General features: G+C 65.9%; 11 protein-coding genes and 1 tRNA gene. All 12 read left to right on the top strand.

Annotation, left to right across the window (positions count from 1 at the left end; all coding sequences use genetic code 11):
* Window positions 1-142 precede the first annotated feature (142 nt).
* Window positions 143-1,318: an elongation factor Tu gene (tuf, locus tag D3P35_RS06830; protein ID WP_118133821.1), complete on the top strand. Its 1,176-nt coding sequence runs from the start codon at window positions 143-145 to the stop codon at window positions 1,316-1,318.
* A 409-nt stretch (window positions 1,319-1,727) separates the two neighbouring features.
* A tRNA-Trp gene (locus D3P35_RS06825) sits at window positions 1,728-1,803 on the top strand.
* A gap of 28 nt (window positions 1,804-1,831) precedes the next feature.
* Entirely contained in the window at window positions 1,832-2,029 is a 198-nt protein-coding gene (secE, locus tag D3P35_RS06820; protein ID WP_118133842.1) for a preprotein translocase subunit SecE, read from the top strand.
* Window positions 2,030-2,172: 143 nt separating this feature from the next.
* Complete coding sequence (gene nusG, locus D3P35_RS06815; RefSeq protein WP_118133840.1) at window positions 2,173-2,706, top strand: transcription termination/antitermination protein NusG; 534 nt, start codon at window positions 2,173-2,175, stop codon at window positions 2,704-2,706.
* A gap of 103 nt (window positions 2,707-2,809) precedes the next feature.
* Window positions 2,810-3,238 carry a 50S ribosomal protein L11 gene (rplK, locus tag D3P35_RS06810; RefSeq protein WP_118133838.1) on the top strand — a complete coding sequence of 143 codons (429 nt, stop codon included), beginning with the start codon at window positions 2,810-2,812 and terminating at the stop codon, window positions 3,236-3,238.
* A gap of 2 nt (window positions 3,239-3,240) precedes the next feature.
* A complete protein-coding gene (gene rplA / locus D3P35_RS06805; protein WP_118133836.1) occupies window positions 3,241-3,939 on the top strand; it encodes a 50S ribosomal protein L1 in 699 nt (232 codons plus the stop codon).
* Between the two features lie 263 nt (window positions 3,940-4,202).
* Entirely contained in the window at window positions 4,203-4,718 is a 516-nt protein-coding gene (gene rplJ, locus D3P35_RS06800) for a 50S ribosomal protein L10 (protein ID WP_118133835.1), read from the top strand.
* Between the two features lie 70 nt (window positions 4,719-4,788).
* On the top strand, window positions 4,789-5,166 hold the full coding sequence (gene rplL / locus D3P35_RS06795) for a 50S ribosomal protein L7/L12 (protein WP_118133833.1): 378 nt from the start codon (window positions 4,789-4,791) through the stop codon (window positions 5,164-5,166).
* Window positions 5,167-5,406: 240 nt separating this feature from the next.
* Entirely contained in the window at window positions 5,407-9,507 is a 4,101-nt protein-coding gene (gene rpoB / locus D3P35_RS06790) for a DNA-directed RNA polymerase subunit beta (RefSeq protein WP_118133831.1), read from the top strand.
* A gap of 79 nt (window positions 9,508-9,586) precedes the next feature.
* Window positions 9,587-13,813 (top strand): DNA-directed RNA polymerase subunit beta', encoded by a 4,227-nt coding sequence (gene rpoC / locus D3P35_RS06785; protein WP_118133829.1) that lies wholly within the window; start codon window positions 9,587-9,589, stop codon window positions 13,811-13,813.
* A 452-nt stretch (window positions 13,814-14,265) separates the two neighbouring features.
* On the top strand, window positions 14,266-14,637 hold the full coding sequence (gene rpsL / locus D3P35_RS06780; protein ID WP_118133827.1) for a 30S ribosomal protein S12: 372 nt from the start codon (window positions 14,266-14,268) through the stop codon (window positions 14,635-14,637).
* A 350-nt stretch (window positions 14,638-14,987) separates the two neighbouring features.
* Window positions 14,988-15,458: a 30S ribosomal protein S7 gene (gene rpsG / locus D3P35_RS06775; RefSeq protein WP_118133825.1), complete on the top strand. Its 471-nt coding sequence runs from the start codon at window positions 14,988-14,990 to the stop codon at window positions 15,456-15,458.
* Window positions 15,459-15,475: the final 17 nt, after the last annotated feature.

The raw sequence follows: 15,475 nt of genomic DNA, 5'->3' as shown, positions 1-15,475 counted from the left end.
GCCTCCCGTTTCCCCGTCGGAACGGGACGAAACCGCGCATAGGGGGGACATTCCTGTTGCCATGTGCCGCGTTTCTGCCTAAGTGGCCTGCGCGTGAATCTTCCGGACCACTTCCCGGTCCGGCGAAACTGGGACGAAGGCGATGGCAAAGGCTAAATTCGAGCGGAACAAACCGCATGTGAACATCGGGACGATCGGTCACGTCGACCACGGCAAGACGTCCCTGACCGCGGCGATCACGAAGTACTTCGGTGACTTCAAGGCGTATGACCAGATCGACGCCGCGCCGGAAGAGAAGGCGCGCGGGATCACCATCTCGACCGCCCACGTGGAGTACGAGACCGCTGCGCGCCACTACGCGCACGTGGACTGCCCGGGCCACGCCGACTACGTGAAGAACATGATCACGGGTGCGGCGCAGATGGACGGCGCGATCCTCGTGGTGAACGCGGCTGACGGCCCGATGCCGCAGACCCGCGAGCACATCCTGCTCGCCCGCCAGGTCGGCGTGCCGGCGCTGGTGGTGTTCCTGAACAAGGTCGACCAGGTGGATGACCCCGAGCTGCTCGAGCTCGTCGAGATGGAAGTGCGCGAGCTGCTTTCCTCCTACGAGTTCCCCGGCGACGACATCCCGATCATCGCGGGTTCCGCTCTGGCCGCGCTCGAAGAGCGCAACCCGGAGATCGGCGAGGAGAAGGTGCGCGAGCTGATGGCCGCGGTCGACGAGTACATCCCGACCCCGGACCGTCCGATCGACCAGCCGTTCCTGATGCCGATCGAGGACGTGTTCTCGATCTCCGGCCGCGGCACCGTCGTGACCGGCCGCGTCGAGCGTGGCGTGATCACCGTGGGCGAGGAAATCGAGATCGTCGGTATCCGCGACACGAAGAAGACCACCTGCACCGGCGTGGAAATGTTCCGCAAGCTGCTGGACCGCGGCGAGGCGGGCGACAACATCGGCGCGCTGCTGCGTGGTGTCGACCGTGAGGGCGTGGAGCGTGGCCAGGTGCTGTGCAAGCCGGGTTCGGTGAAGCCGCACACCAAGTTCGAGGCCGAGGCCTACATCCTGACCAAGGAAGAGGGCGGTCGTCACACCCCGTTCTTCACCAACTACCGTCCGCAGTTCTACTTCCGGACCACGGACGTGACCGGCAACGTCGAGCTGCCCTCGGGCACCGAGATGGTGATGCCGGGCGACAACCTGAAGTTCACGGTGACCCTGATCGCCCCGATCGCGATGGAAGAGAAGCTCCGCTTCGCCATCCGTGAAGGCGGCCGCACCGTCGGCGCCGGCGTGGTCTCCAAGATCATCGAGTGATCGGACCCGGGCCCCGGCCCGGAGCCATCGACAGCCTGCGGGCCGCCCCTCACCGGGCGGCCCGTTCGCTTTTGCGGGGTGTTGAAAGGCGGGGTGCGGCGCACGATATACCCTTCTCTCCCCCATGTTCCGCGGCGTCACGGCGGGCCCGTTTCAGGGCGCTGCCGCGCGGGTTTCCGAGGCGCTGCCGCGCGGGCGGATAGCGTCCGGAGGGATGCGGCGGGGGAGGGGTGAAAAAAGCCCGGTGAAAGCGGTACGGGGCATGCATTCTTGGCTTGAAACGGGTGAGCCGAGTCGGTAGGAAGCGGGGGCTCGCCGGAGCGCCCCGTCCTGGGGAGCCGGCGGGACGCAAGCTTGGCCGCGCAGGCCTTGCACCCGGAGCGGGCCTGGCGGCCCGGCACGGGGGCACAGGGGTGTAGCTCAGTTGGTAGAGCATCGGTCTCCAAAACCGAGGGTCGTAGGTTCGAGTCCTATCGCCCCTGCCAGCGCGGACGAGACGGGAAGGTGAGAGTGATGGCGCGCAGCAACCCATTCCAGTTCATGCAGCAGGTCCGGGCCGAGGCTGCCAAGGTGGTCTGGCCCTCGCGGCGCGAGACGGTGACCACCACGATCATCGTCTTCATCATGGCCACGATCATGGCCATCTTCTTCTTTGCGGTCGACCAGATCATCCAGCTCGGGCTCGAAGGCATCCTGACCCTCGCCTCTTGATTTTCCCGGCCGTCGCCTGTAAGTGCGACACTCCGACGATGAGAGGGGCGCGCGCTGATTCGGGTTGCGCGCTCAAATTTATTGGGGCGAGAGTGCCGGACGGCCGGTTTTTCGCCCTCAAGACACGGTGAGGACGAGGTCTCATGGCCAAGCGCTGGTACTCGGTACATGTTCTTTCGAATTTCGAGAAGAAGGTGGCCGAGTCGATCAAGGAAGGGGCCGAGCAGAAGGGTCTCTCCGAGCTGATCGAGGACGTGCTCGTGCCGACCGAGGAGGTCGTCGAGGTCCGTCGGGGCAAGAAGGTGCAGAGCGAGCGGCGCTTCATGCCGGGCTATGTGCTGGTGAAGATGCAGCTGACGGACGAGACCTATCACCTCGTCGCGAATACCAACCGCGTGACCGGGTTCCTCGGTCCGCAGGGCAAGCCGACCCCGCTGCGCGACGCAGAGGTGGCCCGCCTGCTCAACCAGGTCGAGGAAGGGATCGAGCGGCCGCGTCCGGCCATCACCTTCGAGATCGGTGAGCAGGTGACCGTGGTCGACGGCCCGTTCGAGAGCTTCGCCGGCATGGTCGAGGAGGTGGATGACGTGAACGCCCGCCTCAAGGTGACCGTGTCGATCTTCGGCCGGGCCACCCCGGTCGAGCTGGAATACGGCCAGGTGCAGAAAGCGTCCTGACCGTCTCAAGCGTGGGAGGTCGTCGCGGCGCGCCGCGGTGCCGGACCACGAACCGCAGTGCCCGGAGGTCGCGTCCTTCGGGTGGTAATTGGAGGATGGCCCCATGGCCAAGAAAGTTATCGGCTCCCTGAAGCTTCAGGTGAAGGCCGGCAAGGCGAACCCGTCGCCCCCCATCGGCCCTGCGCTCGGTCAGCGCGGGATCAACATCATGGAATTCTGCAAGGCCTTCAACGCGAAGACCGCGGAGATGGAGCCGGGGATGCCCATTCCCTGCATCATCACCTACTATCAGGACAAGTCGTTCACTTTCGTGACGAAGACGCCCCCGGCGTCGTACTACCTGAAGAAGGCCGCGAAGCTCGACGGCGGGTCCAAGACCCCCGGCCGCGCCGTTGCCGGCTCGGTCAGCGTGAAGCAGGTCCGCGAGATCGCCGAGGCGAAGATGGCCGACCTCAACGCCACCGATGTCGAGGGCGCGATGCAGATCATCCTGGGCTCCGCCCGGTCGATGGGTATCGAGGTGAAGGGTTAATCATGGCCAAGCACGGTAAACGCATCACCGCCGCCCGCGCCCAGTTCGCGGGCAAGGCCGATCTCCCGGTCTCCGACGCCCTGGCCCTCATCAAGGGTGCCGCCTCGGCGAAATTCGACGAGACCGTCGAGATCTCGATGAACCTCGGCGTGGACCCCCGCCACGCGGACCAGATGGTCCGCGGCGTGGTGAACCTGCCGAACGGCACCGGCCGCACGGTGCGCGTGGCGGTCTTCGCCCGCGGCCCGAAGGCGGACGAGGCCAGGGAAGCCGGTGCCGACATCGTGGGCGCCGAGGACCTGATGGAGACCATCCAGGGCGGCACGATCGAGTTCGATCGCTGCATCGCGACCCCGGACATGATGCCGATCGTCGGCCGCCTCGGCAAGATCCTCGGCCCGCGCAACCTGATGCCGAACCCGAAAGTGGGCACGGTGACCATGGATGTCGCGACCGCGGTGAAGAACGCCAAGGGCGGCGAGGTCCAGTTCAAGGTCGAGAAGGCCGGTATCATCCAGGGTTCGGTCGGCAAGGCCAGCTTCGATGCCGAGAAGCTCGCGGAGAATGTGAAGGCCTTCGTCGCCGCCGTGAACCGCGCGAAGCCGGCCGGCGCCAAGGGCGTCTACATGAAGAAGATCTCGCTCAGCTCCACCATGGGGCCGGGCGTCTCGGTGGCCGTCTCCGACGCCGTCGCCGAGTAAGAGGAATTCCCCGGGTTTCAGGCCCGGGGATGTCCGGCCGCCTCCCTTCGGGGAGGGGGCCATCCGTCCGAGACGGTGGGTGCCCGCAGGGGCTTAATATCCTGCCATAGACGGGGAACGGACAGGATCAGACCTGGCCCACGGGCCGATCGGATCTTGGCGGGACCCCGGACGGGACCTGAGAGACCGGGAGTTCGCTCCCGGTTCACACGAGCCGGCGGCGAGGGGATATCCCCGGACCGCCACTGTACTGGAGCAAGACTGTGGAAAGAGCCCAAAAGGAAAGTGTGGTCGAGGAACTCGGCCAGATCTTTGCGGACTCTGGTGTCGTCGTGGTGGCTCACTACGCCGGTCTCACGGTTGCCGAGATGCAGGATTTCCGTGCCCGCATGCGTGAAGCAGGTGGTGCGGTCCGCGTCGCGAAGAACAGGCTCGCCAAGATCGCCCTTGATGGCAAACCCTCGTCCGCGATGGGTGAGTTCCTCAAGGGTCAGACGGTGCTCGCTTACTCCGAGGACCCCGTTGCAGCGGCGAAAGTCGCGAAGGCCTATGCCAAGGACAACAGCAAGTATGTCATCCTTGGCGGGGCGATGGGCGAGACGGTGCTTGACCCCGCAGGGGTCGAGGCGGTCGCCAACATGCCGTCGCGCGAAGAACTCATCGCGACCATCGTCGGCATGATCGGTGCACCGGCAAGCAACCTTGCCTCTGCGATTGGCGCGCCTGCTTCGAACATTGCAGGGATCCTCAAGACCCTGGAAGAGCGCGAAGCGGCCTGAATAACGGCAATGTGAACCCGGTCGGGCAACCGACACCGGATACATTCAACGAACTGAACGGAATATAGCCATGGCTGATCTGAAGAAACTTGCTGAAGAGATCGTGGGTCTGACCCTTCTCGAAGCTTCCGAGCTGAAAAACATCCTCAAGGACGAGTACGGCATCGAGCCCGCCGCCGGCGGCGCCGTCATGATGGCCGGCCCCGCTGCCGAGGCCGGTCCGGCCGCCGAGGAGAAGACCGAGTTCGACGTGATCCTCGTCGAGGCCGGCGCCCAGAAGATCAACGTGATCAAGGAAGTCCGCGCCATCACCGGCCTGGGCCTCAAAGAGGCGAAGGAACTGGTCGAGGCCGGCGGCAAGGCCGTCAAGGAGCAGGCTCCGAAGGCCGAAGCCGAAGAGATCAAGGCGAAGCTGGAAGCGGCTGGCGCCAAGATCGAACTCAAGTAATCTGGACGGCGGGCGGCAATGCCCGCTACAGATTGCTGATGCACTAGGCTGGAGCCGCGGTTTCGCGGCTTCAGCCCGTGTCGTCTCGGGCAGCCGTTCAAAGGGCTGTCCTGGAGGGCACGACGGATCCGGGAAAAGCGGTGTGGGAAGCCGTTTTACGCATTGGATCCCACCCCCAGGCGGAACGCTGCGCGACGGTTCTCCCCACCCGTCGCGGCAACAGCATAGGTAAGGACGAGCATGGCTCAGACGTATTCCGGCCGCAAGCGCATTCGGAAATTCTACGGCAAGATCGCGGAAGTCGCGAAAATGCCCAATCTCATCGAGGTCCAGAAGAGCTCCTACGACCTCTTCCTCAAGTCCGGCGACGCGGGAATCCCGGCTGACGGGGAGGGCATCCAGGGCGTCTTCCAGTCGGTTTTCCCGATCAAGGATTTCAACGAGACCGCGGTTCTCGAGTTCGTCCGCTACGAGCTGGAGCACCCGAAATACGACGTGGACGAGTGCCAGCAGCGCGACATGACCTACTCGGCGCCGCTGAAGGTCACCCTGCGCCTGATCGTCTTCGAAGTGGACCCGGACACCGGCGCCCGCTCCGTGAAGGACATCAAGGAGCAGGACGTCTACATGGGCGACATGCCGCTGATGACCGCGAACGGCACCTTTGTCGTGAACGGCACCGAGCGCGTGATCGTGAGCCAGATGCACCGCTCTCCCGGCGTGTTCTTCGACCATGACCGCGGCAAGACCCACTCCTCCGGCAAGCTGCTGTTCGCCTCCCGCGTGATCCCCTATCGCGGCTCGTGGCTGGACTTCGAGTTCGACGCCAAGGACATCGTCTTCGCGCGCATCGACCGTCGCCGCAAGCTGCCGGTGACCACGCTGCTCTATGCCCTCGGCCTCGACCAGGAGGGCATCTGCGACGCGTTCTACGGCACCATGACCTACCGGCGCGAGGGCTCCGGCTGGGCGGCGCCGTTCTTCGCCGACCGCATCCGCGGCACCAAGCCGACCCATGACATCATCGACGCCGCCTCCGGCGAGGTGATCGCCGAGGCCGGCAAGAAGGTGACCCCGCGCACCGTGAAGAAGCTCATCGACGAGGGCAAGGTCACCGAGGTGCTGGTGCCCTACGAGGGCATCATCGGCCGTTACGTGGCCAAGGACATGGTGAACGGCGAGACCGGCTACATCTATGCCGAGGCCGGTGACGAGATCACCGACAAGCTGCTGCAGGAGCTGCTGGACGCCGGCTACGACGCCGTGCCGACGCTCGACATCGACCACGTGAACGTGGGCGCCTACATCCGCAACACCATGGCCGCGGACAAGAACTACAACCGCGAGAGCGCGCTGATCGACATCTACCGCGTGATGCGCCCCGGCGAGCCGCCCACGGTGGAAGCCGCGGACACCATGTTCTCGACCCTGTTCTTCGACCCCGAGCGCTACGACCTCTCGGCCGTGGGCCGGGTGAAGATGAACATGCGCCTCGACCTCGACGCGCCGGACACCACCCGTGTGCTGCGCAACGAGGACATCATCGCCGTGATCAAGGCGCTGGTGGAGCTGCGTGACGGCAAGGGCGAGATCGACGACATCGACCACCTCGGCAACCGCCGTGTCCGGTCGGTCGGCGAGCTGATGGAGAACCAGTACCGCGTCGGCCTGCTGCGCATGGAGCGCGCGATCAAGGAGCGGATGTCCTCCGTCGAGATCGACACGATCATGCCGCAGGACCTGATCAACTCGAAGCCGGCCGCCGCGGCCGTGCGCGAGTTCTTCGGCTCCTCGCAGCTGTCGCAGTTCATGGACCAGACCAACCCGCTCTCCGAGGTCACGCACAAGCGTCGTCTCTCGGCGCTTGGCCCGGGCGGTCTGACCCGTGAGCGTGCCGGCTTCGAGGTGCGCGACGTGCACCCGACCCACTACGGCCGCATGTGCCCGATCGAGACGCCGGAAGGCCCGAACATCGGCCTGATCAACTCGCTCGCCTCCTTCGCCCGCGTGAACAAGTACGGTTTCATCGAGACCCCGTACCGCCGCGTGGACAACGGCCAGGTGACCGACGAGGTCGTCTACATGTCGGCCACCGAGGAGATGAAGTACACGATCGCCCAGGCGAACGCGCAGCTCGACGAGGGCGGCCGCTTCATCAACGACATGGCCTCCACCCGCAAGGGCGGCGAGTTCCAGCTCGCTCCGATCGACCACATCGACTACATCGACGTGTCGCCGAAGCAGCTCGTCTCGGTCGCGGCCTCGCTGATCCCGTTCCTCGAGAACGACGACGCGAACCGCGCGCTCATGGGCTCGAACATGCAGCGCCAGGCGGTGCCGCTCCTCCGCGCCGAGGCGCCTTACGTGGGCACCGGCATCGAGGAAGTGGTGGCGCGTGATTCCGGTGCTGCCATCACCGCGCGGCGCGGCGGCGTGATCGACCAGGTCGACGCCACCCGTATCGTCGTGCGCGTGACCGACGAGATGGAGCCGGGCGACCCGGGCGTGGACATCTACCGTCTGCGCAAGTTCCAGCGCTCGAACCAGAACACCTGCATCAACCAGCGTCCGCTGGTGAAGGTGGGTGACACCGTGCGTGCCGGCGACGTGGTGGCCGACGGCCCCTCGACCGATCTCGGCGAGCTCGCCCTCGGCAAGAACGTGCTCGTCGCGTTCATGCCCTGGAACGGCTACAACTACGAGGACTCGATCCTGATCTCCGAGCGCATCGTGAAGGACGATGTGTTCACCTCGATCCACATCGAGGAATTCGAGATCGCCGCGCGAGACACCAAGCTCGGGCCCGAGGAGATCACCCGGGACATCCCGAACGTGGGCGAGGAAGCGCTGCGCAACCTCGACGAGGCCGGCATCATCTACATCGGCGCCGAAGTGGGGCCGGGCGACATTCTCGTGGGCAAGATCACGCCCAAGGGCGAAAGCCCGATGACGCCGGAGGAAAAGCTCCTCCGCGCCATCTTCGGCGAGAAGGCCGCCGACGTGCGCGACACCTCGATGCGCATGTCCCCGGGCGACTACGGCACCGTGGTGGAGGTTCGTGTCTTCAACCGTCACGGCGTGGACAAGGACGAGCGCGCGCTGCAGATCGAGCGCGAGGAGATCGAGCGGCTGACCCGTGACCGGGCCGACGAGCTCGCCATCCTCGAGCGCAACATCTACGCGCGCCTGAAGGAGATGATCCTCGGCAAGTCCGCGGTGAAGGGGCCCAAGGGCGTGAAGTCCGGCTCCGAGATCACCGAGAACCTGCTCGGCGAGCTCTCCCGCGGCCAGTGGTGGCAGCTCGTGATCGGCGACGAGGCGGAGCAGGCCCGGATCGAGGCGCTGAACAAGCAGTTCGACGCCCAGAAGAAGGTGCTCGACCGCCGCTTCGAGGACAAGGTGGAGAAGGTTCGCCGCGGCGATGACCTGCCCCCCGGCGTGATGAAGATGGTCAAGGTGTTCGTCGCGGTGAAGCGCAAGCTGCAGCCCGGCGACAAGATGGCCGGTCGTCACGGCAACAAGGGCGTCATCTCCCGCGTGGTGCCGGAGGAGGACATGCCGTTCCTCGCCGATGGCACCCCGGTGGACTTCGTGCTCAACCCGCTCGGCGTGCCGAGCCGCATGAACGTCGGCCAGATCCTGGAGACGCACATGGGCTGGGCCGCGCGCGGCCTCGGCCTCACTGTGCAGACCGCGCTAGACGAGTACCGCTCCAAGGGCGACATGACCCCGGTGAAGGACGCGCTGAAGTTCGTCTACGGTGACGAGACCTACGCCGACGCCACCGCCGACATGTCGGACGACGAGCTGCTCGAGGCTGCCGGCAACGTGACCCGCGGCGTTCCCATCGCCACGCCCGTCTTCGACGGTGCGAAGGAAGGCGACGTGAACGAGGCGCTGGCCAAGGCCGGCTTCGAGACCTCCGGCCAGTCGACCCTCTATGACGGTCGCTCGGGCGAGGCCTTCGCGCGCAAGGTGACGGTGGGCATGAAGTACCTGCTGAAGCTCCACCACCTCGTGGATGACAAGATCCACGCACGCTCGACCGGGCCCTACAGCCTCGTCACGCAGCAGCCCCTGGGCGGCAAGGCCCAGTTCGGCGGCCAGCGTTTCGGCGAGATGGAGGTCTGGGCGCTCGAAGCCTACGGCGCCGCCTACACCCTGCAGGAAATGCTGACGGTGAAGTCGGACGACGTGGCGGGCCGCACCAAGGTCTACGAGGCGATCGTGAAGGGCGAGGAGAACTTCGAGGCCGGCGTGCCCGAGAGCTTCAACGTCCTCGTGAAGGAAATCCGCTCGCTCGGCCTGAACGTCGAGCTGCTGGATTCCGGTACCGAATGATGAACGGGGCGGGCAGCCGTGCGTGCTGCCCATCCACCCCGGCGGGCAACCGCCACGTGAAAGGACGAAAGGTTACGAGATGAACCAGGAAGTCATGAACCCGTTCAATCCGAGTGCGCCTCCGCGGACCTTCGACGAGATCAAGATCTCGCTCGCGAGCCCGGAGCGCATTCTTTCCTGGTCGTACGGTGAGATCAAGAAGCCGGAAACGATCAACTACCGCACCTTCAAGCCGGAGCGGGACGGGCTGTTCTGCGCCCGTATCTTCGGCCCGATCAAGGACTACGAGTGCCTGTGCGGCAAGTACAAGCGCATGAAGTATCGCGGGGTTACCTGCGAGAAGTGCGGCGTTGAAGTCACGCTCCAGAAGGTGCGTCGCGAGCGGATGGGTCACATCGACCTGGCCGCCCCGGTGGCGCATATCTGGTTCCTCAAGTCGCTGCCGTCGCGCATCGGCCTGATGCTGGACATGACGCTGCGCGACCTCGAGCGCATCCTCTACTTCGAGCAGTATGTCGTCATCGAGCCGGGCCTCACCGACCTGAAGCATCGCCAGATGCTGACGGAGGAGGAGTACCTCGACGCGCAGGACCAGTACGGCGAGGACGCCTTCACCGCCGGCATCGGCGCCGAGGCCATCCGCGAGATGCTGGCTGCCATCGACCTCCAGCAGGAGGCCGACCAGCTGCGCGAGGATCTCTCCGTCGCGACCGGTGAGCTGAAGCCAAAGAAGATCATCAAGCGCCTGAAACTGGTGGAGAACTTCCTCGAGTCCGGCAACCGCCCGGAGTGGATGATCCTCACCGTGGTGCCGGTGATCCCGCCCGAGCTGCGCCCGCTGGTGCCGCTGGACGGTGGCCGCTTCGCCACGTCGGACCTCAACGACCTCTACCGTCGCGTGATCAACCGCAACAACCGCCTGAAGCGGCTGATCGAGCTGCGCGCGCCCGACATCATCGTGCGCAACGAGAAGCGCATGCTGCAGGAAGCCGTGGACGCGCTGTTCGACAACGGCCGCCGGGGCCGCGTCATCACGGGTGCCAACAAGCGCCCGCTGAAGTCGCTCTCCGACATGCTCAAGGGCAAGCAGGGCCGGTTCCGCCAGAACCTGCTCGGCAAGCGCGTGGACTTCTCGGGCCGCTCGGTGATCGTGACCGGGCCGGAGCTGAAGCTGCACCAGTGCGGGTTGCCAAAGAAGATGGCGCTGGAGCTGTTCAAGCCCTTCATCTACTCGCGGCTTGACGCGAAGGGGCTCTCGAGCACCGTGAAGCAGGCGAAGAAGCTGGTGGAGAAGGAGCGTCCGGAGGTCTGGGACATCCTCGACGAGGTGATCCGCGAGCACCCGGTTCTGCTGAACCGTGCGCCGACGCTGCACCGTCTGGGCATCCAGGCCTTCGAGCCGACCCTGATCGAGGGCAAGGCGATCCAGCTTCACCCGCTGGTGTGCTCGGCCTTCAACGCCGACTTCGACGGCGACCAGATGGCCGTGCACGTGCCGCTTTCGATGGAAGCGCAGCTCGAGGCGCGCGTCCTGATGATGTCCACGAACAACGTGCTTTCGCCGGCCAACGGCAAGCCGATCATCGTGCCGTCGCAGGACATGATCCTCGGCCTCTACTACATCACCCTCGAGAAGGAGGGGATGGCCGGCCAGGGCATGGTGTTCCGCGACATCGAGGAAGTCGACCACGCGCTGGAGGCCGGCACCGTCACGCTGCACTCGAAGATCACCGCTCGTCTCGAGCAGGTCGACGAGAACGGCGAGCTGGTGATGAAGCGCTTCGAGACCACGCCCGGCCGCCTGCGGCTCGGCGCGCTGCTGCCGAAGAATGCCAAGGCCCCGTTCGAGATCGTCAACCGCCTGCTTCGCAAGAAGGAGGTCGGTGAGGTCATCGACACCGTCTACCGCTACTGCGGCCAGAAGGAATCGGTGATCTTCTGCGACCAGATCATGACGCTGGGCTTCCGCGAGGCGTTCAAGGCCGGCATCTCCTTCGGCAAGGACGACATGGTCATCCCGGACACCAAGTGGTCCATCGTGAACGAGACCCGCGATGCCGCGAAGGAGTTCGAGCAGCAGTACCTCGACGGCCTGATCACCCAGGGCGAGAAGTACAACAAGGTGGTGGACGCCTGGTCGAAGTGCTCCGACAAGGTGGCCGACGCGATGATGGCCGAGATTTCCTCGGTGAAGTTCGACGAGGAAGGGCGCCAGATGGAGCCCAACTCGGTCTACATGATGGCGCATTCCGGTGCGCGTGGCTCTCCGGCGCAGATGAAGCAGCTGGGCGGCATGCGCGGCCTGATGGCCAAGCCCTCGGGCGAGATCATCGAGACGCCGATCGTGTCGAACTTCAAGGAGGGCCTCACCGTGCTCGAGTACTTCAACTCGACCCACGGCGCGCGCAAGGGCCTTGCCGACACCGCGCTGAAGACCGCGAACTCGGGCTACCTCACCCGTCGTCTCGTCGACGTGGCGCAGGACTGCATCATCAAGATCGATGATTGCGGCACCGATGCCGGCATCACCGCCTCGACCGTGGTCGAGGGCGGCGAGGTCGTGGCCTCGCTCTCCGAGCGCATCCTGGGCCGCGTGCTGGCCGAGGACGTGATCGACCCGATCAGCCGCGAGGTGCTGTTCACCCGCGGTCACCTGCTCGACGAGCGGGACTCGGAGTCGATCGAGGCGGCGCAGGTCCAGACGGTCAAGATCCGCTCGCCCCTCACCTGTGAGGCGGATGACGGCATCTGCGCCCAGTGCTACGGGCGTGACCTGGCGCGCGGCACCAAGGTGAACCCGGGCGAGGCTGTCGGCATCATCGCCGCGCAGTCGATCGGTGAGCCCGGCACGCAGCTGACCATGCGCACCTTCCACATCGGCGGCATCGCCCAGGGCGGCAGCCAGTCGTTCGTGGAAGCCTCGGTGGAGGGCAAGGTGGCCATCCGCAACCGCAACCTGATCGAGACCGCCGACGGCGATATCCTCGTGATGGGCCGCAACGTGGTGATCGTGATCACCGACGAGGCGGGCGTGGAGCGGGCGACCCACAAGGCCGCCTACGGCGCCAAGCTGCTGGTGAAGGAAGGCGACATGGTCTCCCGCGGGACCAAGCTGATGGAGTGGGATCCGTTCACCCTGCCCATCATCTCGGAGAAGGCGGGCCGCGTGAAGTTCGTCGACCTGATCCCGGGCATCTCGGTGCGCGAGGACACGGACGAGGCGACCGGCATCAGCCAGCGCATCGTGTCGGACTGGCGCTCGGCGCCCAAGGGCAACGAGCTCAAGCCCGAGATCATCGTGATGGACGCCGAGACCGGCGAGCCCATGCGGCTCGACAACGGCAACCCGGCCCATTACGGCATGTCGGTGGACGCCATTCTCTCCGTCGAGGACGGGATGGACGTGCCGGCGGGCGGCATCCTGGCGCGTATCCCGCGCGAGGGCGCGCGGACCAAGGACATCACCGGCGGTCTGCCGCGTGTGGCCGAGCTCTTCGAGGCCCGGCGTCCGAAGGACCACGCCATCATCGCCGAGATCGACGGTACGGTCCGCTTCGGCCGCGACTTCAAGAACAAGCGCCGGATCACGATCGAGCCGGCCGAGGAAGGCGCGGATCCGGTCGAGTACATGGTGCCCAAGGGCAAGCACATCCCGGTGGCCGAAGGCGACTTTGTCCAGAAGGGTGACTACATCATGGACGGCAACCCGGCGCCGCACGACATCCTGGCGATCATGGGCATCGAGGCCCTGGCCGATTACCTCATCAACGAGGTGCAGGACGTCTACCGGCTGCAGGGCGTGAAGATCAACGACAAGCACATCGAGGTGATCGTTCGCCAGATGCTGCAGAAGATCGAGATCACCAAGTCGGGCGGCACCACGCTGCTGCCCGGCGAGCAGGTCGACCGCGTCGAGTTCGACGAGGAGAACGCCAAGGCGATCAAGGAGGGCCGCGAGCCCGCCGAGGGCGGCCCCGTGCTGCTCGGCATCACCAAGGCCAGCCTGCAGACCCGGTCGTTCATCTCCGCCGCCTCCTTCCAGGAGACGACGCGGGTGCTCACCGAGGCCTCGACCCAGGGCAAGCGCGACAAACTCGTGGGCCTGAAGGAGAACGTCATCGTCGGCCGGCTGATCCCGGCCGGTACCGGTGGCGCGATCCAGAAGATCCGCCAGGTCGCGCAGGACCGCGACGCCCGCGTGATCGCGGAGCGCCAGGCCGAGGCGGCAGCCGCCGCCGAGGCCGCCATCGCGGCGCAGCCCGAGGAAGAGCACGCCGAGCCGACCGGCGATCCGTTCTTCGATTGATCGGATCCGCCCGGGCTTCTGCCCGCGGTGCATGTGACAGGGCAGGGGCCGGGGCGGAGAGATCCGCTCCGGCCCCTGTCGTTCTGCCGCCCGGGGGCCGATCGGGCCCCGGCGCGGGGTTCGAGGGGCTTTATCGGCAGTTTGGGGTGGAAATGCCCGGCGAATCCGCGTAGACGGACCACGCGCGCTTCCCCCCGGGAGCAACCGGCTTGCTATGCGGTTGACATCCGGGGGCCTACTCCGTAGGTTCCGCGCGCTCGGGTGCATGATTCCGCAACAGGGAATCTGTCATCCGGATGCCAAAAGACTGGCGGTCACGACCCAGGGTTCGCCCCTCGGTCCTCTGGAATTTCGCCGCGGCGGGCCCTTCAGGCCCGGTGTCGGCCTTTTTTGCGTTTCGCGAACTCTTCGCGGATCGTGCGACGAAACTGGTTGAACGGGGTCTAAGCCCAATGCCGACAATTCAGCAGCTGATCCGCAAGCCGCGGCAGCCCCGAGTGAAGCGTCAGAAGTCCATGCACCTGCAGGCTTGCCCGCAGAAGCGTGGCGTCTGCACGCGCGTCTACACCACCACGCCGAAGAAGCCGAACTCGGCTCTCCGCAAGGTCGCGAAGGTGCGTCTCACCAACGGGTTCGAGGTCATCTCCTACATCCCCGGTGAGGGCCACAACCTGCAGGAGCACTCCGTTGTGCTCATCCGCGGCGGCCGTGTGAAGGACCTTCCCGGCGTGCGTTACCACATCCTGCGCGGCGTGCTCGACACGCAGGGCGTGAAGAACCGCCGCCAGCGCCGCTCCAAGTACGGCGCGAAGCGGCCGAAGTGATCTGATGGGCTGGCCTCCTGGCGGAGGCCACCTGTTCGCCACGACTGCCGGCGCCGGTACGGCGCGCAGTGCCTCCCCGGGACCACCGGGCCGGATCGCCCCTCGCGGCGGCCCGGGCAGGGCAGGGGAGACATGCCGCGGAACTGTGATGCGGCAACATGGTTCAGCACCGCCGAAAGCGCGCTGGCCGTGGCAGACGGGACCGGAGGCAAGGCCGGCCCATTGAACACCGGAGGGACAGGGCGCCCCGGCGCCCGGCCCCGAAGGGACCGAGGAACAACACGGGATGCAGGTACGCGGTTCGCGACTGCTCCAGCTAGACAGAGCCCCAGCGCTCAGGAGACAACGAGATGTCGCGACGCCACCGCGCAGAGAAGCGTGAAGTTCTCCCCGACGCCAAGTTCGGCGATCGGGTGCTCACCAAGTTCATGAACAACCTCATGTACGACGGCAAGAAGTCGGCCGCCGAGCGGATCGTCTACGGTGCCCTCGAGCGCGTCGAAAACAAGATCAAGCGTGCGCCGGTGGAAGTGTTCCACGAGGCGCTCGACAACATCAAGCCCTCGGTGGAAGTCCGCTCCCGCCGTGTGGGCGGTGCCACCTACCAGGTGCCCGTCGAGGTCCGCCCGGAGCGCCGCGAGGCTCTCGCGATCCGCTGGCTGATCACCGCCTCGCGCGGCCGCAACGAGAACACGATGGAAGAGCGCCTCGCCGGCGAGCTGCTCGACGCCGTGAACTCCCGCGGTACCGCCGTGAAGAAACGTGAAGACACCCACAAGATGGCCGACGCGAACAAAGCGTTCAGCCATTACCGCTGGTAACTCAACGTCAGGACTGG

Source organism: Oceanicella sp. SM1341 (assembly GCF_003448965.1).
Lineage (GTDB): Bacteria > Pseudomonadota > Alphaproteobacteria > Rhodobacterales > Rhodobacteraceae > Paroceanicella.
This window is presented reverse-complemented; position numbering and strand designations above follow the sequence as displayed.

Bases quoted from the DNA above. Each gene is read 5' to 3' on its own strand.
- rplK (WP_118133838.1), top strand. From the start codon at position 2,810: ATGGCCAAGAAAGTTATCGGCTCCCTGAAGCTTCAGGTGAAGGCCGGC.
- tuf (WP_118133821.1), top strand. From the start codon at position 143: ATGGCAAAGGCTAAATTCGAGCGGAACAAACCGCATGTGAACATCGGG.
- nusG (WP_118133840.1), top strand. From the start codon at position 2,173: ATGGCCAAGCGCTGGTACTCGGTACATGTTCTTTCGAATTTCGAGAAG.
- rpsG (WP_118133825.1), top strand. From the start codon at position 14,988: ATGTCGCGACGCCACCGCGCAGAGAAGCGTGAAGTTCTCCCCGACGCC.
- rplA (WP_118133836.1), top strand. From the start codon at position 3,241: ATGGCCAAGCACGGTAAACGCATCACCGCCGCCCGCGCCCAGTTCGCG.
- rpoB (WP_118133831.1), top strand. From the start codon at position 5,407: ATGGCTCAGACGTATTCCGGCCGCAAGCGCATTCGGAAATTCTACGGC.
- rpsL (WP_118133827.1), top strand. From the start codon at position 14,266: ATGCCGACAATTCAGCAGCTGATCCGCAAGCCGCGGCAGCCCCGAGTG.
- rpoC (WP_118133829.1), top strand. From the start codon at position 9,587: ATGAACCAGGAAGTCATGAACCCGTTCAATCCGAGTGCGCCTCCGCGG.
- rplL (WP_118133833.1), top strand. From the start codon at position 4,789: ATGGCTGATCTGAAGAAACTTGCTGAAGAGATCGTGGGTCTGACCCTT.
- secE (WP_118133842.1), top strand. From the start codon at position 1,832: ATGGCGCGCAGCAACCCATTCCAGTTCATGCAGCAGGTCCGGGCCGAG.